General features: G+C 58.4%; 12 protein-coding genes. 7 read left to right on the plus strand and 5 right to left on the minus strand.

The features are described 5' to 3' along the window. Window positions 1-66: 66 nt before the first annotated feature. The 4 genes from SH661x_RS11040 to SH661x_RS11055 all read left to right on the plus strand — a co-directional run bounded on the left by SH661x_RS11040 (window position 67) and on the right by SH661x_RS11055 (window position 8940). Window positions 67-3243 carry a tetratricopeptide repeat protein gene (locus SH661x_RS11040; RefSeq protein WP_437230910.1) on the plus strand — a complete coding sequence of 1059 codons (3177 nt, stop codon included), beginning with the start codon at window positions 67-69 and terminating at the stop codon, window positions 3241-3243. Between the two features lie 78 nt (window positions 3244-3321). Next, window positions 3322-4218, plus strand: coding sequence for a MotA/TolQ/ExbB proton channel family protein (locus SH661x_RS11045; RefSeq protein ID WP_437230912.1), 897 nt, complete (start codon window positions 3322-3324; stop codon window positions 4216-4218). A gap of 650 nt (window positions 4219-4868) precedes the next feature. Then, window positions 4869-7460, plus strand: coding sequence for a PSD1 and planctomycete cytochrome C domain-containing protein (locus tag SH661x_RS11050; protein WP_437230914.1), 2592 nt, complete (start codon window positions 4869-4871; stop codon window positions 7458-7460). 28 nt (window positions 7461-7488) lie between these two features. Further along, window positions 7489-8940 carry a DUF1501 domain-containing protein gene (locus SH661x_RS11055; protein ID WP_437230916.1) on the plus strand — a complete coding sequence of 484 codons (1452 nt, stop codon included), beginning with the start codon at window positions 7489-7491 and terminating at the stop codon, window positions 8938-8940. A 208-nt stretch (window positions 8941-9148) separates the two neighbouring features. On the opposite strand, the gene SH661x_RS11060 is transcribed toward SH661x_RS11055, so the two are convergent. The 4 genes from SH661x_RS11060 to SH661x_RS11075 all read right to left on the minus strand — a co-directional run bounded on the left by SH661x_RS11060 (window position 9149) and on the right by SH661x_RS11075 (window position 16075). Further along, window positions 9149-9448, minus strand: a complete 300-nt coding sequence (locus SH661x_RS11060; protein WP_437230918.1) for a hypothetical protein — start codon at window positions 9446-9448, stop codon at window positions 9149-9151. 126 nt (window positions 9449-9574) lie between these two features. Continuing rightward, a complete protein-coding gene (locus tag SH661x_RS11065) occupies window positions 9575-11053 on the minus strand; it encodes an aldehyde dehydrogenase family protein (RefSeq protein ID WP_437230920.1) in 1479 nt (492 codons plus the stop codon). Between the two features lie 364 nt (window positions 11054-11417). Further along, window positions 11418-12866 (minus strand): DUF1501 domain-containing protein, encoded by a 1449-nt coding sequence (locus SH661x_RS11070; protein ID WP_437230922.1) that lies wholly within the window; start codon window positions 12864-12866, stop codon window positions 11418-11420. Then, window positions 12863-16075 (minus strand): DUF1553 domain-containing protein, encoded by a 3213-nt coding sequence (locus SH661x_RS11075; protein ID WP_437230924.1) that lies wholly within the window; start codon window positions 16073-16075, stop codon window positions 12863-12865. Before SH661x_RS11075 ends, SH661x_RS11070 begins: the two co-directional genes overlap by 4 nt. Before the next feature lie 337 nt (window positions 16076-16412). On the opposite strand from SH661x_RS11075, the gene SH661x_RS11080 reads away from it, so the two are divergent. From SH661x_RS11080 to SH661x_RS11090, 3 genes are read left to right on the plus strand one after another with little or no spacing between them, the layout of a single operon-like run. Then, a complete protein-coding gene (locus SH661x_RS11080; RefSeq protein WP_437230926.1) occupies window positions 16413-17729 on the plus strand; it encodes an outer membrane protein assembly factor BamB family protein in 1317 nt (438 codons plus the stop codon). A gap of 14 nt (window positions 17730-17743) precedes the next feature. After that, a complete protein-coding gene (locus tag SH661x_RS11085) occupies window positions 17744-19303 on the plus strand; it encodes a DUF1549 and DUF1553 domain-containing protein (protein ID WP_437230928.1) in 1560 nt (519 codons plus the stop codon). A 31-nt stretch (window positions 19304-19334) separates the two neighbouring features. Then, window positions 19335-20630, plus strand: coding sequence for a DUF1501 domain-containing protein (locus SH661x_RS11090; protein ID WP_437230930.1), 1296 nt, complete (start codon window positions 19335-19337; stop codon window positions 20628-20630). A 54-nt stretch (window positions 20631-20684) separates the two neighbouring features. On the opposite strand, the gene SH661x_RS11095 is transcribed toward SH661x_RS11090, so the two are convergent. Beyond that, window positions 20685-21968: a DUF1501 domain-containing protein gene (locus tag SH661x_RS11095; protein ID WP_437231188.1), complete on the minus strand. Its 1284-nt coding sequence runs from the start codon at window positions 21966-21968 to the stop codon at window positions 20685-20687. Window positions 21969-21972: the final 4 nt, after the last annotated feature.

Here is a 21972-nt window from a genome sequence, read left to right on the forward strand (position 1 = left end):
GGGGCCAGTCCTAATGCTGAGTCGGTCGATCCGCCTGACAGATTTGAGCCACGAGGAAACTAGCGCGTGAAGACGTTGCGACTGACTGTACCTGCCTGGATGTCGGAACGAAGTCTCACCCGACAGCTCAGTCTATTCTGCTGCCTGTGGGTGACCTGCCTGCTGGGAGACGTCTCCCCTGCCCAGGCCGATCCTGTGACGGACTACAACGTCGCGGTCGAATTCTACAAGCAGCAGCGATGGGATCTGGCTGCCGATTCCTGTGAAGACTTTCTCAAGAAGAACCCGAACAACGATCGTGCCCTCACGATGCGGCTGTACTGGGCGCAGTCGCTCTTGCATCTGCGGAAGTTTCAGGAGGCTCGCGAGCAGTTTCGACTTTTCGTGCAGCAGGCCCCGCAGCACGCCGACCGGCCGCTCGCCATGTATCGAATCGGTGAATGCAGCTACTTCCTGAACGACTTCGCAGCTGCCGAAGCGGAGCTGCAGCTCTTCCTGAAAACCTATCCCAATCATGAGCTGACTGAATGGGGATGGGTGTATCTGGGGGAATCGCAACTGCGACTGAAAAAATTCGATGAGGCCGCTCAGAGTTTTCAGGCCTCAATCACGCGATTCCCGCAGGGGAAGTTGCTGGTTGATGCCGAATTCGGTCTGGCTGCGGCGCTGGAAGGGGCCGGTCAGAAAGATCGTGCTTTGGAAGTCTACGAGAGAATCGCAGCGAGGCCGAATTCTCCGCGGGCTCCGGAAGCGGTCTTCAACATCGCTGCCCGTCTTTTCGACGAGCAGAAGTTCGATCAGTCGGCGGCGCGATTTCAGCAGATGGCCAACACATTTCCCGAGCATCGACTGACAGGAGCGGCCCGCCTGAATGCCGGGTACGCCCTGTACTATCTTTCAAAATTTCCAGAAGCACTTGCGGAATTCGAAAGGGCGGCGAACGATCCAGCTCAGCGCGAAACCGCGAACTACTGGATCGGGCTGAGTCAGAAATCGATGGGGCAGTTCGCTCAGGCGGCAGCGACTTTCTCTGCGTCGCTGACGGCGGCTCCGCAACAGCCACTCGCTGAGAAGCTCACCTTTCAGTGGGCGGATGCGGAGTACCGCGAGAAGCATTATCCCAAAGCGATCGAATTGTTTGTCAGCGTGGTTCAGAAATGGCCGACCGGGGAACTGGCGGACGATGCACTGCATTCGGCCTGTGAAGCCGCATTGCAGGCGGGAGAATTGCAGCGGGCTCTGGAGTTGAATCAGGAATTCCAGAAGAGCTATCCCGAGAGTGGACTGGCTCAGGTTCAGGAACTTCTTTCCGGACGAATCTTCATAGCACAGGGAGATGCAGCTGGGGTCTCGACGGACGCGGGCAAAGCTGCGTTCACCCAGGCGGCGACGCTCCTCAGGCATGTTGTTGAGACCTCCAGCGTGGCGTCCACCCAGAACTTTGCCCGGTTTCAGCTCGCGCGAATTGCGGAACGTCAGGGACGGGATGCGGACGCTATCGCGGAACTCAAACCGATTGTGGATTCGATTTCCAACGAGGTCTCGCCCGAGCAGCTGGATGCGGTCCTGTTGAGTGCGAATTCGCGTCTGCGACTGAAAGATGCTTCCGGTGCCATTGCGGACTATCAGCGATTCATTCAGCTCTCTCGGAATGCGGAAGAGAAGTTCGCCGGATACGCAGGACTTTTGAAAGCTCTGGTCGAGCTGCAGAAATGGGACTCGCTGGAAACAACGCTCACCGAGTTTCGACAGGCCGATCCGGAGAATCATCGATTCGGATCCGCCGCTCTGGCTGCGGGAGATGCAGCATTCGATCAAAGGCAGTGGGCACCGGCAGCCGTCTGCTTTCAAAGTGTCATCGCACTGGGACCGGAGTCTCCGCAGACTCTCCCCGCGCTGTCCGGATTAGGACATGCCGAATTTGAACGGAAGAACTTCACCGCTGCTGCCCAGGCGTTCGGTCAACTTGCGGATACGGCGAAAGATCCTGTCCTGGCCTCACATGCCGCATACATGCAGGGATTGTCTCTTCAGCAGGCCGGCGATCTCAAAGGTGCCATGAGCCGATATCAGCAGGCGGGGGAGAAGTTCAGTCAGAATGGAAAATCTCTGCCGCTGGAGCCGGATGCCGCGGAGACTGGGAAGAATGCTTATCGCAGCAACAAAGGAGCTGCGCGAGTTGCCAGAGAACTCAATGAGATCGCTGTGGCAGATCAACTGTATGACGCCGCTTACAAAGAATTGAAAACCCAGCCGGCGGACGATCAGGTGGAGATGGACCTGCTGATCAACGAATGGGCCGACCTCAGCTACAACGCCAAGAACTACGATCGCTCGGATGAACTCTACCGATTGCTGATTCAGGAACGGCCCGACAGTCCGCTGGCGGATGATGCCGGTCTGATCCTCGCGGAGAGTCTTCGGTTCGGAGGGAAGAAAGAAGAAGCGATCGAAGCCTTCCGTCGACTCGCCGACAATCCCAAGTCGGATGAATTTGTGCAGCAGCGGTCCCTGACGCATCTACTCGATCTCTACGCTGAAGCCAGAAAGTGGCCGGAGGTTGTTGAAGTTGCCGGGCAATTCGAATCCCGATTCCCCGGCAGCCCACAGGCACTCTATGCCGGGTATCGCAGTGGCGAGGGGCAACTTCATTTGCAGAAGTACGGTGAAGCGGTTGCCATGCTGCAGCGGGTGCGGGAGGCACTGTCGAAGAACCTGCCGGCAGCTCCGCCGTGGTGGCCGGAAGCATGGCTGATGCTGGCCGAGGCCCAGTTCTGGCAGAAAGACTACGCCAAGATGGAAGAGACGATTGCCGATCTGCAGGCGAAAAGTCCGAATTCTCCGCTGTTTTACCGGGCGGACGCCATTCGTGGTCGGGCTCTGGAAAATCAGGCCCGCTTCCCGGAAGCCCGGGCAGCCTATGTTCGCGTTGTCGATTCCGAAGGAGGACGCGGGACGGAGACGGCAGCCGAAGCACAATTTCGTATTGCTGAATCCTACCTGAAAGAGAACAATCTGCCCGTGGCCCTGCGGGAATACTACAAGGTTTACGCCGGGTACGACGCTCCGAAATACGAATCGGCTGCATTGTATCAGGCGGGCGCCTGCGACATTTCGATGAAGCACTTCCCGCAGGCTGCGGAAACGTTCCGGAAACTCATCGCCGAGTTTCCGGACAGCGAATTCGTGGAGCGAGCCCAGGCTCGACTCAAGGAAATTGAAGCTGCGACTGGAAAGCAGTGACAACAGGATTTCAAAACGACGTTTTGCCCGATTGAGTGAAGTCGATTCAAACCCGGGACATGCCGGCGGAAGTCAAATATGGAAGTGTGTCGAGTCCGGTCCCTGATTCTCGCCCTCGCGATGCTGTTACTCAGCCCGCCTATGGTATGGGCACAGGGGGTGAATCTGGGGCAGCCTTCTTCAACTCCCGTCGAACCGACGCCTGTCGGCTCCATCCCTGACGGAAGCACCATTGCCCCGACTGAGAACGCTCCAGGAGGCAGTTCGCTTTCCAACGGATCATTCGCGACCCGTACGCTCGAACTTGTTCAGTCCCTGAGCTATTTCGCCATTCCATTCGCGATCGCGTCGCTGCTGGCCATCTGGTTCACGGTGGAGCGAGTTGTCGTGCTGCGGCGCGGCCGGGTGATTCCCAAGCCGTTCGTCCAGCGATTCCTCAAGCTGATCGAGGAAGGTGAATTGAACAAGGACGAGGCCCTGCAGGTCTGCGACGAGAACGGAAGCCCGATCGCCATGGTGTTTGCCCACGGCGTTCGGAAATGGGGCAAGTCCAGCGTGGAAGTGGAACAGGCGATGATCGACGGCGGTGAACGTCAGGTCGCTGCCCTGCGAAAACATCTGCGAGTGATCAACGGCGTGGCGACGATTACGCCGCTGCTGGGGCTGCTGGGAACGGTCTGGGGGATGCTGGAGTCGTTCAGCAAAATTGCGTCCGCCGGTGCGATGGGGCGCACGGATGAACTCGCCTCGGGAATCGCGCTGGCTTTGGTCACGACCGCAGCAGGGTTGCTCATCGCCATTCCCTGTCTGGTCGTTTACATGTACCTGTCCGGAAAAGTCGATTCACTGGTGATGGAGATGGACGACCTCGCGATGCAGGTGGTCCAGAACATCTCTGCCGAAGGAATCGCGGAGCGAAACAGCCGCCCCAAGCGAACTAAGGACAGCGGCGATTCCGGTCAGAAGAAGGCCTGATTCGACGGATCGACTCGCCAAAAATCTCGATGAATAGCGTCAGAGCACCAAGCGTGGGCGAGTGCATTTTTTGACGCGAAACGACGAAGTCCTCCTGCTCATGCAGCGTGCGCTGAGAAGAACTCCGCGCAGAGTGTTCGTCCGTGGGCAGCGTGAATTGTCGATCATTGTCTGCTGCGGTGCGGAATGACGAACGAGGACAATTCCTGGACGGCGTCTTCTGATCGAGACCATCCTCCGGCAGCGGATGTTTCATTGCGACAAAAATAAGCTGTCAGCATGGTGGCAAGTTTCTGCTGACTCTGTGCAAAGGCGTGACGTGTTCTCAGATGCAAGCTCCTGTTTCGCTCATCTGTTGATCCGAGTTAAGCATTTTTTTTCATCGTGATCACACTCAGAGCTGAGAACACAGGTCATCGGCCAGAATCGCAATTGATCCGAAAAATCCTATCTGTTGCAGTGTTGTTGTCGATATGAGGCATGGTTTGTGTAGACCCTCGCTGAGGCCTATGATTTTAATGTGACGATTCTGCATTGAATGAGCATCGACCATGGTCGATTCACATGGGATCGGAATGCGATTGAATATCGTCTGACAGATGTGCAGACATTCAATCCATGAAGCCCTGGCGTTGAAGACAAGGGAAGCCATGCACGGTCGATTGACGCGAACACTCAAGATGGCCGGATTCGCCATGTCGATCTTTGCGTCGTCACACAGGGAATCTGCTGCACGCGAGATTGACTTCAACCGGGATATCCGGCCGATTCTCTCGAACAATTGCTTCCAGTGTCATGGCCCGGATGCTGAAGATCGCAAGGGGGGGACCGATGGCCTGCGGCTGGATACCTTTGAGGGAGCGACTGCTGACCTGGGGGGATATCAGGTGGTCGTTCCCGGGCATCCGGAGAAGAGCGATCTTCTGGAGCGACTGACGACCACCGATGCCGATCTACAAATGCCGCCCCCTGCTTCTGGAAAGAAAGTCAGTGCGGAAGAGATCGAACTCTTGCGCGGGTGGATTCAACTGGGGTCACCCTATGCAGCGCACTGGAGCTTCGTAAAGCCGGTTCGTCCTGCAAGTCCCGAAGTCAAATTCAATGGCTGGGCCAGGAACGACATCGACCAGTTCATTCTCACGAAACTGGAACGGTCCGGTCATGTTCCCAGCCCGGAAGCGGATCGGCGGACGATCGCCCGCCGTGTCTCTCTCGATCTCGTGGGACTCCCTCCCGATCCCGATGAGTTTCAGGAGTTCCTGAATGACTCGTCTCACGATGCCTACGAGCGCTATGTCGACAGGTTGCTCGCGAAACCCTCATTTGGTGAACACTGGGCTCGCATGTGGCTGGATCTGGCGCGCTACGCAGATTCCGCCGGCTACGCCGATGACCCGGAGCGAACGATCTGGCTTTACCGTGACTATGTCATCCGGGCGTTCAACGAAAACAAACCGTTCGATCAATTCACGATTGAACAGCTGGCTGGGGACTTGCTCCCTGATCCAACGGCCGATCAGCGAATCGCGACGGCGTTTCATCGGAATACCCTGACCAACAATGAAGGGGGAACGAATGACGAAGAGTTCCGAAATGTGGCTGTCGTCGATCGCGTCAACACGACGTTGTCTGTCTGGATGGGATTGACGATGGCCTGCGCCCAGTGCCACACGCACAAGTTCGATCCGATCACGCAGGAGGAATATTTCAGGGTCTTCGCCATTTTCAATAACACTGCGGACGCCGATCGCAAAGATGAATCTCCCCTCTTCAATCTGTTCACAGCTGAGCAGATCCGCGAACGCGAGAAGTTGCAGAGAGCAGTTGAAGATGCCGAAAACAGCCTGAAAACCATGACTCCGGAGCTTCAGGTGGCGATGGAGATGTGGGAGCTGCACTATTTGAATGAGCAGGAGAAAAACCTGTCGGCCCCTGCTCCAGTCAGCGATACGAAGGAGGCCGCCGCTTCAACAGAAAAAGAGCAAAGCGAGTTCCCCGCTCCGATCGTGGAGATTCTGAATGTTCCGATCGCCAACCGCACACCGGAACAAATGCAGTTGCTGGTGACGCACTTCCAGAAGGTCACTCCCTTGCTGGCAGATGCGAGGCAGGAACTTGAAACTCTCCGTACGCAACTGGAGAAGATACGACCGATGACCGTGCCCGTCTGCGAAGAGCTGCCCGATGGGAATCGACGGGTCACCCGCATCCAGCTGCGGGGAAATTACCTCAACCTGGGGGATGAAGTCAGCCCCGGAACGCCCGCAGCCTTCCCTCCCATTCCAAATGGATTACAGGCAAACCGGCTGGGACTGGCACATTGGCTGGTCGATGAACAAAACCCATTGACGCCAAGAGTCATCGCCAATCGCTACTGGGAGCAGATCTTCGGCATTGGCCTGGTCTCCACAAGCGAAGACTTCGGCTCGCAGGGAGAACTGCCCAGCCACCCGGAACTCCTGGACTGGCTGGCCACCGAGATGATCCGGCTGGAATGGGATACGAAAGCGTTTCTCAAGTTGCTGGTGACCTCAGCTGCATATCGGCAGTCTTCGCGAGTGACGCCGGAGATGATGCAGGAAGACCCGGACAACCGATTGCTCGCCCGCGGTCCCCGGTTTCGAATGTCGGCTGAGATGATTCGTGATCAGGCCCTGGCATTGTCGGGTTTGCTGGGTGAGAAAATGTACGGTCCTCCCGTAAAACCTCCACAGCCTGCCAGCGGACTCACCGCAGCGTTCGGGTCCGGAGTGGACTGGGTGACGAGCGAAGGAGTCGACCGCTATCGGCGGGGAATCTACACCTCCTTCCGTCGGTCGAATCCGTATCCGAGTATGGCGACGTTTGATGCCCCCAATAGAGAAGTCTGCACCATTCGGCGAGTGCGCACAAACACCCCCTTGCAGGCTCTGGTGACGTTGAATGATCCGGTGTTTCTCGAGGCGGCTCAAGGATTGGCCCGGCGGGTGCTGCAGGCGGGACGCGTCGATCCGGCACAGCAGATCAAGTCGCTGTTTCAGCTCTGCCTGGGGCGAGAACCGCAGCCAGAGGAACTGAAGCGATTATTGTTGCTGCATGAGGACGCACGACAGGTTTTCGAAAGTCAGCCTGAAAAGGCGATGGAGTTGGCGACTCAACCGCTGGGGCCTGTTCCGTCCGGGATGGAGACGACGGAACTGGCGACAACGACTCTCGTTGCCAACGTCGTTCTCAATCTCGATGAACTACTGATGAAGCCGTAATTCACTGGCTGGAAAACAAGGGGCTCACATGCATCCTGTGACTGAATCACTGTTGCTCAATACCCGTCGCAACTTTTTGAAATCTTCTTCATTAAGCATCGGGGCCGCTGCGTTTTCCGCTCTTCTGGCCCGGGACAGCGTGGCTGCTCCGTCGGCGATTGAGAATCCACTGGCGCCCCGTCAGCCTCCCTTACTTGCACGAGCCCGGCGTGTGATCTACCTGCATCTGACCGGGTCCCCTCCCCATCTGGATCTGTATGATTACAAGCCGGAACTGGTGAAACTCAACGGACAGGACTGTCCGGATTCGGTCCTCAGAGGAAAGAAATTCGCCTTCACAACCGGCGTCCCCAAGCTCATGGGAACGCCGCGTCAATTTCGACAATACGGTTCCGGAGGGCTGTGGCTTTCAGACGCGATACCCCATCTGCATCAGGTCGCCGATGAAATCTGCATGATCAAGTCGATGCATACCGAAGAGTTCAATCACGCTCCCGCGGAACTTCTGACGTTAACCGGATCCGCGCGGCAAGGGCGTCCCTCGTTAGGCTCCTGGGTCACGTACGGGCTGGGCTCGGAGAATGAAAACCTGCCGGGATTCGTCGTGCTGATCTCCAGCGGGGTGCAGCCCAACGGCGGCAAAAATTCGTTCGGAAGCGGATTTCTTCCATCTGTTTACCAGGGGGTGCAATGTCGCTCGAAAGGTGACCCCGTTCTGTATGCGAGCGATCCCCCCGGGATGAGCCGCCCTCTTCGCCGACAGACATTAGACGCACTGAAGGATCTGAACGAACTTCAGGCCAGAGAGCTGGGACATCCGGAGACCCTCACTCGAATTGCTCAGTATGAACTGGCATTTCGAATGCAGACGGCGGTTCCCGAAGTGATGGACATCACCCAGGAACCTCAACACATTCTGGACGCCTATGGAGCCCGGCCCGGTGAAGCCTCGTTCGCCAATAATTGCCTGCTGGCCAGACGACTGGCTGAACAGGGAGTACGCTTCATTCAACTGTTCGACTGGGGCTGGGATTTTCATGGCACCAATCCCAATGAAGACATTCGCGACGGTCTCACGAAAAAATGTGCGACGATGGATCAGCCGATCGCTGCGCTGATTCAGGACCTGCGACAACGGGGACTGCTGGACGAGACGTTGATCATTTGCGCCGGAGAGTTTGGGCGGACCCCCTTTCGAGAGGGCCGGACCTCGTCTGGAAGCATCATGGGACGCGACCACTACCCCGACTGCTATTCACTCTGGATGGCGGGAGGCGGGGTCAAAGGAGGCTTTTCTTACGGGGAATCGGATGAACTCGGCTTCTCCGTGGCGGACAACAAAGTGCATGTGCACGATCTCCAGGCCACGATCCTGCACCTGCTGGGATTCGACCACACCCGCCTGACCTACAGGTTCCAGGGACGCGACTTCCGTCTGACCGACGTCTTTGGCGAGGTCGTTCACGATCTTCTGGCATAGCCATTGTCGCAGGGGATCTTGCGGCGATTCGGGGGGAACTTTCGCTTCTCCCAGATGCGTCTCGCAACGATTTGAAATCCATACGGCTGAAGACCGCATCGGTCGCGCGGTGATATGACGGAAATCAACGTTCCGGTTCATCTGTTCGTCGGTGCATCGACGATCGACTGGGCTGCGTCGAGATAAATGGTGAAACGTTCCGGCTCGGTCATCGCATCAGCACTTCGCCAGTCTTCTCATCCCGAAACGGTTTGAAGTCGTAACTCTTCCAGTAAGCTCCGTGCGTGAACGGTGAGACGTGCCGTTCGATCAGCCGGGTGTTGTTGGAAACTCCGGAACCGTTGAAGCCGGCCCGGATCGCCTGATCGTTGGCCAGATTGTGGGCGACGTCAATCTGCAGTCTCTGACGTTCGAGTTCCCGTTCCGTCAGAAGCAAAGCGAGAATTTCGGAACGTTTCGGAATCGAATTGCTGTGAGCGAGGGGATTAAAGTGCTGCAGGCGATCCACAGGACTTTCAAGTGATGAAAATCCAGGATCGCCTGCGCATGAATGTCAAACGGATCGGATGGACGACCTGAACTTCGGAAGTTTCCCAGTCCGCTCCGTCTCATGACTGCCGCTTCCGGGGAGGCCTTAAAGAGGTCTGACGACGGAGAGTCCCCGGGTATAATCCAGATACGCTTCTACGGACAGAACCCCTCCCCCCATGCCGCTCTTGTTGATTCCCCCATAAGGAATGCCGTGAGCGAAGACGTTATGTGCGTTAATCCAGCTGTTGCCGGCGATCATCTTCTCGGCAACGCGTCGGGCGCGGTCCAGGTCCGTCGACCAGACGCTGTTGGCAAGGCCGTAGTCGGTGCTATTGGCCATGGCGATGGCCTGCTCTTCGGTGTCGAACGATGCCAGATATGCGACCGGCCCGAAGATCTCTTCACGGGCTGCGACATTGTCGAGGCTGCCTGCCAGCAGAGCCGGTTTGACGTAGTAACCGTCCCGGCCCGGCACGTCGGCGCGGCCCCCTGCCAGCAGCAGTTTCGCCCCTTCAGCCTGCCCCTTATCGAGATAGCCGAGGACCCGTTCCCGCTGTTTTGCGTTCACCACGGGGCCCATCTGGGTCCCGTCATCGAGCTGATAACCGACGCGAACTTCTTTCAGCCGATCGACGCACGCGGAAACGAAACGATCGTAGACCGAACGATGCACCAGCCAGCGCGTGGCGTCGCAGCAGACCTGTCCGGAGTGGAACGTAATGGCATTGGCCAGCTTTTCCGTGGTGAGATCGACATCGACATCATCAAACACGACGGCGGCTCCCTTGCCCCCCAGTTCGAGTTTGACGGGCGTCAGATTTCTGCCGCAGGCTTCGCCGACCAGTCGACCCACTTCTGGAGAGCCGGTGAACGACATCCGCTTCAGACCGGGGTGGTTCGACAGAGCGGCACCCACCGTTTCCCCATAGCCGGTCACCACGTTGATCACGCCGTCGGGAATGCCGACCTGCTGTGCCAGTTTGCCCAGACACAATGCCGAAAGCGAAGTGTCTTCAGCGGGCTTGATCACGACAGTGTTGCCGGCGACGAGGGCCGGAGAGATTCCCCAGCCGATCAGCAGAAACGGGAAGTTCCACGGGAAGATAAATCCGCACGGACCCCAGGGAAGTCGAACGGTCGCCGCTTCGTGACCTCGCACTGCCAGCGGAGTCCGATGCTGAATGTGCAAAGACATCTCGATGAAATAGCGCAGCGTGTCGACAAAGTTCTGAACATCCCCTTCTGCCTGGGCAAGGATCTTGCCTGCATCGGCAGCTTCCACGCGTGCGATCTCGGACTTGTTCCGTTCGACTGCGTCTGCCAGGCGGTGAAGAAGGACTCCGCGTTCGGCTGCCGACATCTCTGCCCAGCCGGAATTTCGAAAGGCGTCCGTAGCTGCCGTCACGGCGCGGTCGACATCCTGTTTGGTCATCGCTGGCACTTTCGCCAGCGGAGCCGAGGAACCGGGATCGCAGGTCGTCAGCGTGGCGCGGTCTTCCGCTTCCACCCACTGACCTCCAATCAGGGCCGTCAACGTGGAGTTGTTCAGATAGTCCGATGCGGAGAGAGATGTGGCAGGCATAGCGCTTCCGTTGTCAGAGAGGTTTCGGGATGAGTATGAGCCGTCTGCTCTGCATCTGAAGGATTAGGGAGTTCGACGGTCGGGATCGATCAGTTGATTCAGGCCGATTGACCAGCACAGGAGTTCAAACATCTTGGTGTGGACGACCCCAGCGGGGCCCACCATGTGATGATGGGTTCCTGACCATTATCTCCAAACAACGGAATTGTCCAGCCGCTGGGGAGTGGATCCGTCAAAGAATTCTCCAGTCAATTCAATCGTCACAGGCCCTTGATATCATGCTCCAATTCAAAGATTCGATCCCCTTCTCGATTCTGAAGTTTGATCGAAGCATTTCCTCCCAATTGGATTGTTGAAAGACGACTCACGAGAAGGCGGACAGCAGTAGGCGCACGACGTGACCTTCCACATCGGTCAGCCGGAAGTCGCGACCCTGTGAGCGGTATGTGAGCCGCTCATGGTCGAAACCCAGGCAATGCAGGATCGTTGCATTCAGGTCGTGAACGTGCACCGGGTCCCGTACGATGTTGTAGCCGAAGTCGTCCGTTTCCCCATGAACCAGACCGGGTTTGATTCCTCCCCCTGCCAGCCACATGGAGAAGCAGCGACCGTGATGGTCTCGTCCGTAGTCGTCCTGCAGACCTCCCTGGCCGTAGACGGTTCGGCCAAATTCGCCTCCCCAGACAATCAGAGTGTCTTCAAGGAGTCCCCGTTGTTTCAGGTCGGAGATAAGAGCCGCCTGCGGCTGGTCGATATCGTGAGCTTGCCGCGGGATGTTGGTGGGGAGCGACCCATGCTGATCCCAGCCTCGATGGTAAAGCTGAATGAAACGGACGCCGCGTTCCGCGAGTCTTCGGGCCAGCAGGCAATTCGCAGCGAACGTTCCCGGCTGTCGGGCTTCGGGGCCATACAGGTCAAATGTCGCTGCGGTCTCCGAAGACAGGTCGGTCAGCTCGGGAACAGACCCCTGCATGCGGAACGACATTTCGTATTGCTTGATGCGGGTGGCGATTTCGGGATCGCCTGATCGGGCCAGTTCCTGCTCGTTCAGTTTTGCAATGCCATCCAGCATCTTCTTGCGAAGCTTACGGTCGATACCGGGGGGATCAGAGAGGTACAGGACGGGATCACCGCTCCCTCGCAGCTTGACCCCCTGATGACTTGAGGGGAGAAAGCCGCTTCCCCACAATCGGTCAAGAAGGCCCTGATTGGCGTCTTTGCCCGAACCATGCGAGATCAGCACGATGAAGGCGGGCAGGTCTTCCGCTTCGCTTCCCAGTCCATAACTGGCCCATGCTCCCAGAGACGGCCGGCCGGGCTGCTGGGATCCGGTCTGGAGGAAGGTAATGGCCGGATCGTGATTGATCGCCTCGGTGTGCATGGACCGAACAAGGCACAGATCATCGATCACGCTGCCCGTATGCGGAAGGAGATCGCTGATCCAGGTGCCGGCCTCCCCTGCCTGTCTGAAACCGAATTTCGGGGCGATGACCGGAAAGCTGGACTGCCCCGAGGTCATGCCGGTCAGACGCTGTCCCTGACGGATCGAATCCGGCAGCTCGGTCCCGTGCAGATCCTTCAGCTTGGGTTTGTAGTCCAGAAGTTCCAGATGCGAGGGACCACCCGACTGAAACAGGTAGATCACCCGCTTGGCGGTCGGCGCGAAATGCGAAGCCAGCGCGCCGGGACCCTCGTTCGCATGTCCGGACTTGATCAGCAACGATGCCAGCGCAGCGGTCGAGACTCCCCGGGCGGCTCCTTGCAGGAAGCAGCGGCGGTTTTGAAGCATCTGTCGTTCAAGGATTGGATTCATCGTTTTGAAATCGTTTCATCCAGGTTGAGAATCATGCTGCAGACGACGGTCCATGCAGCCAGATCGGCGGGGGCCAGTTCGGAGTTTCTGGGGGATTGACCGATCGCGAGCAATTGTTCGGCTCCCTGTGGATCGGCGGTGAATTGCTGGCGGCAGTCCTCGATCATTTCCAGCAGCATCTCCTGTTCGGATGCTTCGGGAGATCGGGAAAGTGCGAGTTGAAAGGCAGAATCAAGTCGCGAAGAATCCTTTGAGGACTGTCCCATCGCACGCTCGGCGAATTTACGTGAAGCTTCTACGTAAGTGGGATCGTTCAACAGCACCAGTGCCTGCAATGGCGTATTGGTTCTGGCCCGCCGGACGAGACAGGTCTCACGATCCGGGGCGTCGAAGACGGTCATGGACGGTGGGGGACAGGTCCGTTTCCAGAACGTGTACATGCTGCGACGGTAAAGTCCTTCGCCGGTGTCCGGTGTGTATTTGTCACGACGTTCGACAGAAACTTCTTCCCACAGCCCGGCGGGTTGATAAGGCATGACGCTGGGACCACCGACCCGGTCGGACAGCAGTCCGCTGATGGCCAGTGCATTGTCCCGGACCACTTCGACCGGGAGTCGGTAGCGAGAGCCGCGGGCGAGCAAACGGTTGTGGGGATCCCGTTCAAGCAGCGCCGGTGTGACATCGGATGATTGCCGGTACGTCGCGGAGAGGACGATCAGTTTCAGAATCTCCCGGTAATTCCAATCCTGCTCGATCAACTCCAGCGCGAGCCAGTCGAGAAGTTCCGGGTGGCTGGGCAGCATCCCCTGAACGCCGAAGTCCTCCGACGTTTCTACCAGACCGGTGCCGAACGTCATCTCCCACCAGCGATTGACAGCCACTCGTGCCGTGAGCGGGTGCGAAGGATCGGTCAACCATTTCGCCAGGGCCATGCGGTCTGAGACTTCAACGGACTTCCCGCCGCTGAGTACTGCAGGGACCCCGGCGGAAACGACTTCTCCCGGTTGATCATATTGACCGCGGTTGAGCAGATGCGTGACGCGACGGGGAGTCATCTCTTCCATGACCATGACTGCGGGGATGGCCTTGTCGAGCTTATCGAGTTCGCCCTGATTGAGTTCCTGCTCCTCTTTCCATTGACGCATCAACGGGTCGACTTGATCGAGATAATACTGTCGCAGCCGGGCAACTTGCTGCGGGGTGCGGTCTTCGGCGGGGGCCATTAAGACATCGGCCAGCCGCGTGAGTGACGTTTCCGCCGCCAGCTCTTTCACCTCATCCGCAGTCAGGGCGACCGAGAAAGCCTGAACTTCGTCAATCTTCCCGCGAAACGGTGCGGAAGAGAATCTGCGTCCAATGTGAAACGGCTTGTCCGTGACCAACGTTCCGTCCAGCGGACGATCGGTCGTGATCTGAACAGGGACAGACACCCCGTCGACATAGATTCGGACCCCTTTTGCTTCCCGGGAGCCGTCGTAGGTCACCACGATATGGTGCCATTCCGAGAGTGACACCGGTTGTTCAGAGATGACTTTAAATCCACGGTCCGGCCAGTGGTGAATGAGATGCGTGGCCACCTTTCCTTCTTCGAGGATGACGTCGTAGCCCCGGAAGCTGTTCGCTTCATCCATGCGTGACATGACAGTGCTTGGATCCGTGGAGGTCGGGAAGACCCAGGCAGCCAATGAAAACTTTTCATCCCCTTCAAACTTTCCGATGTCCCCGGCATCAATCCAGGTACTGCCGTCGAACTCCACCGAGTTCCCCACGCGGCCGGGAGCCCGGGAGAGCTGGCCTTTGATAATTCCAGACTGTCCGGAATTGATGGAGTCGTGTGCGACCTCTCCATCCGGCTCATCCAGAAGGAAGTACGCAACCAGTCCCGCAGTTCCGGCATTCGACCGTTCAAAGGGCGTCAGCGACTTTTCCCAGTTCGCGATATCAGCGTCGACATGTTCTGCGCGCTGGCTGATCAACGAGGTGAGTTCGTCGCGTCGGGCAGTCAGCCTGTACTGTTCCAGCTGCTGTTCGCGTGAGGGGACTTTCAGCAACGGCTCTGCCAGCTTCCCCTGACTGTAATTGACATGATTGTCCGGAACGTTATTCAACAGGGCAGCGAACTGGTAGTACTCTCGCTGGGTGAGAGGATCGAACTTGTGGTCGTGACATCGTGCACACTGCAGCGAGAGTCCCAGAAAGACCGTGGCTGTCGTATGGATACGGTCGGCCACGTATTCAACGCGGTATTCTTCGGGGATGATGCCCCCTTCTGTGGTGATCACATGGTTGCGGTTGAACCCGGTCGCCACTTTCTGCGCGTGGGTGGCCTGCGGGATCATGTCACCGGCCAGCTGTTCGGTGAGGAACTGGTCGTACGGCATTCCCTGTGCGAATGCGTCAATCAACCAGTCCCGCCAGGGCCACATGGTCCGGACTTCATCGTTGTTATAACCGTTGGTGTCGGCATAGCGGGCCGCATCGAGCCACTGCATAGCCATTCGCTCCGCATGCCGGGAGGAGGACAACAGCCGGTCGACAACCTTCTCTTCAGCTTCCGGCGAGTTGTCCGTGAGAAACGCAGCGAGTTCATCAGGCGTCGGTGAAACGCCGGTCAGATCGAGTGTGACTCGCCGGAGCCATGTGGCGCGATCCGCGGCAGGAGACGGAGCGAGTCCCGTATCTTCGAGCGTCTTCAGAACAAAATGGTCGATGGGATTTCGAGGCCACGCTGTAGCGGCCACCTTGGGCAGGTCCGGTCGTCGGGGAGATTGAAACGCCCAGTGTTCCGAATACCGGGCCCCTTCAGCAATCCAGCGTTTTAATAGGTCGATCTGCGTCGGAGAGAGCGACTTCTGCGTGGATGCCGGCGGCATCCGCAGATTGTCATCAGTAGTTTCAACCCGCTTGATCAGTTCACTGAGTTCCGGATGACCCGGCACAACTGCGGTTTCGTCGCTGTCAAGTTTGGCTGTAGCTGATTCTCGCAGGTCGAGCCGCAAGCCGGCCTCGCGGGATCCTCCATCCGGACCGTGACAGTTCCAGCAATGGTTCGACAGGATTGGCTTGATGTCCCGGGCGAAATCGAGCGGCTTCACCTGATCATCAGCTCGCGACAGAGTCGCCAGTCCGAGCACGCAGGACACCACCAGTCCGGCGGCCGCGACCGCCCGGGAAAACCTGCGAGAAACAGTGAAACCGCGACAGCTCATGATGCACGAACTTTCTTCCGAGGAGGAGATTGGATTCTATCAAATTCGATTGCATGGCCCAAGTCTGATGTGTGTGAACTTCAGGACTCGGACCGAACTCAACTCCTGATGAAAGCACTGTCACGTTGTCCCCCTTCAGCTCGTTCCATCCGCAATGAGGAATGGTCCGACTTGGCAGACATTCCGTGGGGTTCCCGGTAGGATGGGTGCGAGTCATTCCTCACGACGTGCAGGCTGGGAGAATCATCTGCACACTGAACAGCGGCAATGACATCAAGCGACCAGAAGAGTCGATCACGAAGCGGCTCTCCAGACACTGCGGCTCCAAGGACATCTCATGTCGGAAGTAACAGGATGCTTTCCCTTCCCCAGGCAGACGCGTTCAACTGGATGGGCGGTGCTGTTGATCGCGACGTTGACTGCTTCTCTCGAGGCGGGTGACTGGCCGCAATGGCTGGGGCCGACACGCAACGGCGTGACCGATGAGACGCTGGAACCGTGGACCGGGGAACCCCAGGTTGTCTGGAAGCACGAAATTGGCGATGGATTCAGCGTCCCGGTCGTGGCAGACGGAGTTCTCTACGCTCATGCTGCGGTGAAAGGAGAAGACGCTGAAGAGGTCGTCGCGCTGAACATCGAAACAGGCGAAGTCCTCTGGCGCGACAAGTACCCGCGCAGCCGTTACGAAAGCCAGCTCGGAAACGGGCCACGTGCCACGCCGACGGTCTCAGCGGGCCGGCTCTACACGATCGGCATCACTGGCGTCCTCTCCTGCTATGACTGCTCGACGGGGAAGCGTCTGTGGCAGACCAATCCCTATGTCGACCTCAAAGCGAATCAACCGGGGTTTGGCGTCTGCAGCTCTCCTCTGATTGTCGGAGAACGAATCATCCTTCCGGTGGGGGGCGATGGGAGCGGTGTCGTTGCTTACGACACCCAGACCGGTCAGATCGCCTGGAAGGGGTTCGATGAGCCTGCTGCAGCAGCGTCACCCGTTCTGCTCTCGAGAAAAGTCGGCGACAGACAAATTGGTGAAGTGGTCGTGCAGACGACATTGCGACTGGCGGGGATTGATCCCGTGGACGGCACTCTTCGCTGGGAACACCCGCTGATTTTTGAACCTTCCGGAGTTTCGCCGACGCCCCTTGTGCAGGGAAATCTCCTGATCTGTTCGACTCAGGATAACGGGACTTTGGCTTTGGAACTCCCCGGCGATGAGGGTGGCCAGCCGGTACTTAAATGGTGGAATCAGGAGATGGCCAGCTATTTCTCAACGGGCACCATCGGGAAGGATGACCGTGTGTTCGTTGTGACGAATTCCGTATCGCCTCTTCCCAAAGCAGACATCCGCTGCCTGAATGTTCAGACGGGGGAAGAACACTGGAAGCGGGGAGGTCTGGGATACTTTCATGTGGGAGTGATCTCGCTGCAGGATGGGAAGTTGCTGATTCTGGACGATGCCGGGAATCTGAAGCTGGCGGAGACCGGCGGCGGCAAGTACAAGGAACTTTGCAAGTCTCAGGTGTGTGGCGGAACGTTCGTCGTTCCAGTCCTGTCCAACGGTCGAGTGTTCGTGCGTGACCGGACCCACATCACCTGTGTCGATCCCCGCAATGGTCAGGCTGTTCCCGAGAGTTCTGAATCAGCAAAATGACTTTGAACTTCACAATGCGCTGCGCATCCATGGCGACTGTCCTGCTGCTGGCCGCTTCGGGAGACGGACTCGGTGCCGATCCGCAGGAGCTGGCCCGTTCGATCGACAGTCACCTCAGCACGCGACTGGCATCCGGGAAAATCGAGCCCGCTGCCCGTGTTGACGATTCCCTCTTTCTGCGACGCGTCAGCCTGGATCTGATTGGCCGGATTCCGACTCCTGAAGAAGTGACCGCGTTTGTTGCGGAACAGAATGAAGCAAAACGGGCCGCGGTCGTGGATCGGCTTTTGGCCAGCCGGGAACATGCGTCCCATTTCGCCCGGACCTGGCGGCAACTGCTCGTCCCGGAATCCGAAACCGACCGCCAGCTCCGGTACTACATTCCGGGGTTTGAGTCCTGGTTGATCGAGCGGCGTCAGGCTCAGGTCGGGTTCGACGAGATCGTGAATGAACTTCTGAGCGTTCCCATCAACGGGACGAAAGAACGGCCGCAGCTGGTTCTGACAGACCTGAAAGCTGCGAATCCGGTCGCGTACATCGCAGCCAAGAACGCGGATGCTGCCGCATTGGCCTCTTCCACGACGAGGCTGTTCCTCGGGATCCGACTGGAGTGTGCGCAGTGTCACGATCATCCCTTTGATCAGTGGACACAGCATCAATTCTGGAATCAGGCAGCATTCTTCTCAGGAATCGAACGTAAAGGAAAAGGGGCTTTCGCACCGATTCTCGAACAGCGTGACCGCCGCTCCATTTCGGTGATGTCCACCGATGTTCTGGTCCCGGCCCTGTATCTGGACGGTGTCGATCCGGATTTCAGCGAAGACCTTCCCCCGCGCGTGGCACTGGCCAACTGGATCACCGCTCCCGACAACCCGTTCTTTGCGCGAGCCATTGCGAACCGCCTGTGGGGTGAGCTTCTGGGGCGAGGCCTCGTGGATCCGGTCGATGACATGCATGCTTCGAATCCCCCTTCCCATCCAGAACTGCTCGATCTGCTCGCCATGAGTTTCAAAGACTCCGGATTCGATCTGGGAGATCTGTATCGAGCGATCTGCCTGAGCGACGCCTACCAGCGCGAAAGCCGGCTGACCGCCCCCGGCCAAAGTGATTCAGCCCTGTTTGCCCGCCGCGAAATCAAGCCGATGACCGGGGACCAGTTCTATGACAGTCTCTCGATCGCTATCGGAGTTGAAAGCCGCGCGGGGGAACGTGCCCGGGGAGAGGATGCCATGCGGCGACGGATTGTCGAACTGTTCGACTCCCACGGTTCGACCCGCGATCCGGAAACCTCGGTCGTGCAGGCCCTGACACTGATGAACGGCGGGTTGGTCGCTCGAGAGGTCTCCCCCGATTCCAGCAACAGGCTGAAACAACTACTCGCGAATCGCGAACTGACCGGGAACGGTCGGATCGACCAGCTGTTTCTGGCGACGTTCAGCCGTTATCCGACGTCATCGGAACGGGATCAGATGCTCACCTTTCTGCAGACCGGTCCCGAGGAGGAAAGCTCTCGCCGGTTGGGGGATCTGTTGTGGGTCCTGTTGAATTCCCCCGAGTTCCGCTGGAATCATTGATTACTGCCGTTCAAGTCTGTTTGAGGTTTCGATGACATCACTCTTCACCACGTACACGCGTCGCGGCTGGCTGACTCAATCTGCCGGTCTGTTGATGACGGGTGCCATGTCGAACTGGCTGGGTCGTCTGGCGCTCGCCAACGAAGGGGAAAGCCGTCCCAAACGCTCCTGCCTGCTGCTGTGGATGGATGGCGGTCCGAGTCAGACCGACACATTCGACATGAAATGCGGTCACGCCAACGGTGGTCCGTTTCAACAGATCGGCACGAGCGCCGCGGGTGTGGGGATTTCGGAACATCTTCCGGGTGTCGCCAAGTGGATGGACCGACTCTCGATCGTCCGGTCGATGAGCACCCGCGAAGGGGATCACGGCAGGGCGCGTGACAATCTTCGGACGGGATACACGCCGCAAGGGGCAATTCAGTTTCCGGTGCTCGGTTCACTCGTCTCGAACGAATGGGGACCACAGCCTGTTGACCTTCCCAACTATGTCAGCATTCTTCCACGCGGCCTCTTTCGTGCGGGGAGTCCAGCGAGTGGATATCTGGGAGCCGATCATGCACCGCTCCTGGTCGGCGGGGACCCGTCAGCAGCCAAACTGAACGTCGAGAACCGCTCGCTGCCGCGCGGTGTTTCCTCAGAACAGGCTTCTGCGAGGATGGAACTTCTGCAGCGGATGCAGGCCGATTTTCTCAAGGACCGCCCTGGGCACGCAGCCGACGGGCACCGTGAGGCCTATGCCCGCAGCCTGAAGCTGATGAGTCCTTCCGCAGCGGAAGTCTTCGAACTGGATAGCGAATCTCCTGCCACTCACGAACGGTATGGGACATCGGCGTTCGGTCAGGGATGCCTGTTGGCCCGGCGACTGATCGAACGGCAGGTTCCTTTTGTGGAAGTCACGCTCGGAGGATGGGACACCCATAACGACAACTTCGCAGCGGTGAAGAATCTGAGTGATGTGCTGGATCGAGGCTGGAGCAGCCTGCTACAGGATCTGGAGGAGCGCGGCTTACTGGAGAGTACCGTAGTGGTCTGGATGGGTGAGTTCGGTCGCACCCCGGTGATCAACCCGCAGGTCGGCCGCGATCACTATCCGCGGGCATGGTCGGTCGTCCTGGGAGGGGGAGGAATTCAGGGGGGCGGAGTGATCGGAAAGACGGGCGAAGACGGTCTGGACGTCGAAGACCGACCGGTTTCGACCCCGGACCTTCTCGCAACAATCTGCCTGGCACTGGGACTGGATCCCGCGAATCAGAACATGTCCAACGTCAGTCGTCCGATTCGACTGGTCGACCCCGCTGCCAAGCCGATTGTCGAACTGCTGTAGTGTGCTTCAAGAAGCCTGCCTGCAGTCATTCCTCGACCCACCGGACGTCTGCATTCAAGCCCTGCTCTCGAACAGGGCTGCGATCGGCTGTCCCTGGTCGGTGACCGGCACAGGACGGTCGCCATCGTAAAGTGATTTCGTGTAGTCGATCCCCATTGCAGCATGAATCGTCGCAAAAAAATCGGCGACGCTGACGGGATGCTCGACGATCTGCTTCCCCAGTTCATCCGTCAGCCCGTAGGCTCCGCAATGTTTGAGCCCGCCTCCCGCCAGCACGCAGGTAAAGGCACTCCCCTGATGGCCGCGTCCGCCCCCGCCATCGAACTCAGGGGGGCGACCAAACTCGGTCGTGACGACGATCAGGGTTTTGTCGAGTAAGTTTCGCTTCTCCAGATCGAGCAGCAGTGCGCTCATGGCTGTGTCGAGTTCCTGGATGAGGGCATGTTGCTGTTCAATGCCGCCATTGTGGACATCCCATCCCGCCCCGTTCAGGAAATTCAGGTTGTGTGAGACCTCTATGAATCTCACTCCGCGCTCGATCAACCGGCGAGCCAGCAGGCAGCGCTGGCCAAATTCTCCTCCGTACCCCGCCCTGAGATCCGCCGGCTCCTCATCGAGTCGGAAACAGCTGGTGAAGCCCGGCCCGCTCAATCGCAGGCTCTGGTCGATCGCCTCTTCGTAATCCTGAACAAGGCGATCCGAGGGAACATGCCCTGCTTCCCGCAGCCCTGCCAGAAAAGCCTCACGACGATTCTGCCGACCGAGAGTGATCCCTTCCGGTCGGGACAGGCCAGCGGGACCCTGACTGGTATCGGTCAGGTACAGATAGCTGTGCCGGGCTCCCAGAAAGCCCGGGCCGCGAGTCACGTTGGGGTATCCGATCAGGACATACGCCGGGGCGTCTTCACTGGCGGAACCCCGTTCATGTGCGATCAAGGAACCCAGGGACGGGTAGACCACCGTTCCACTGACCGGACGGCCCGTATGCATGAAGTTCGTCGCCGCTGCGTGTTCGTCGATCACGTTATGGTGCACCGTCCGCACAGCAGTCACGCGATCCATCAGCGGCGCGAGCTTTCGAAGATGCTCGCACACCTGCACCCCCGGGACAGCAGTGTCGATCGATGGATAGTACGCGCCCGGCAGCTTTTTTCCGGGGTCCCCCTGACGTTTGGGGTCGAACGTGTCGATCGCTCCCATCCCGCCGCCCAGCCAGATGGAAATGACGTGCTCGGCTTTGCCCTGCAGCAGCGGTTCATGTGAGGCGTGCACATACTGAGGCAGTGCAGCAGTCGCGGTCGCGGCTGCTGTGAGAGATAAAAACTCGCGTCGTTGCATCATG

This window comes from Planctomicrobium stercoris, assembly GCF_051465655.1.
Classification (GTDB): domain Bacteria; phylum Planctomycetota; class Planctomycetia; order Planctomycetales; family Planctomycetaceae; genus Planctomicrobium.

Excerpts from the sequence above, each read along its gene's own strand:
- SH661x_RS11055 (WP_437230916.1), top strand. The coding sequence starts at position 7,489 with ATGCATCCTGTGACTGAATCACTGTTGCTCAATACCCGTCGCAACTTT.
- SH661x_RS11070 (WP_437230922.1), bottom strand. The coding sequence starts at position 12,866 with ATGAATCCAATCCTTGAACGACAGATGCTTCAAAACCGCCGCTGCTTC.
- SH661x_RS11050 (WP_437230914.1), top strand. The coding sequence starts at position 4,869 with ATGCACGGTCGATTGACGCGAACACTCAAGATGGCCGGATTCGCCATG.
- SH661x_RS11065 (WP_437230920.1), bottom strand. The coding sequence starts at position 11,053 with ATGCCTGCCACATCTCTCTCCGCATCGGACTATCTGAACAACTCCACG.
- SH661x_RS11075 (WP_437230924.1), bottom strand. The coding sequence starts at position 16,075 with ATGAGCTGTCGCGGTTTCACTGTTTCTCGCAGGTTTTCCCGGGCGGTC.
- SH661x_RS11045 (WP_437230912.1), top strand. The coding sequence starts at position 3,322 with ATGGAAGTGTGTCGAGTCCGGTCCCTGATTCTCGCCCTCGCGATGCTG.
- SH661x_RS11085 (WP_437230928.1), top strand. The coding sequence starts at position 17,744 with ATGCGCTGCGCATCCATGGCGACTGTCCTGCTGCTGGCCGCTTCGGGA.
- SH661x_RS11090 (WP_437230930.1), top strand. The coding sequence starts at position 19,335 with ATGACATCACTCTTCACCACGTACACGCGTCGCGGCTGGCTGACTCAA.
- SH661x_RS11080 (WP_437230926.1), top strand. The coding sequence starts at position 16,413 with ATGTCGGAAGTAACAGGATGCTTTCCCTTCCCCAGGCAGACGCGTTCA.
- SH661x_RS11095 (WP_437231188.1), bottom strand. The coding sequence starts at position 21,968 with ATGCAACGACGCGAGTTTTTATCTCTCACAGCAGCCGCGACCGCGACT.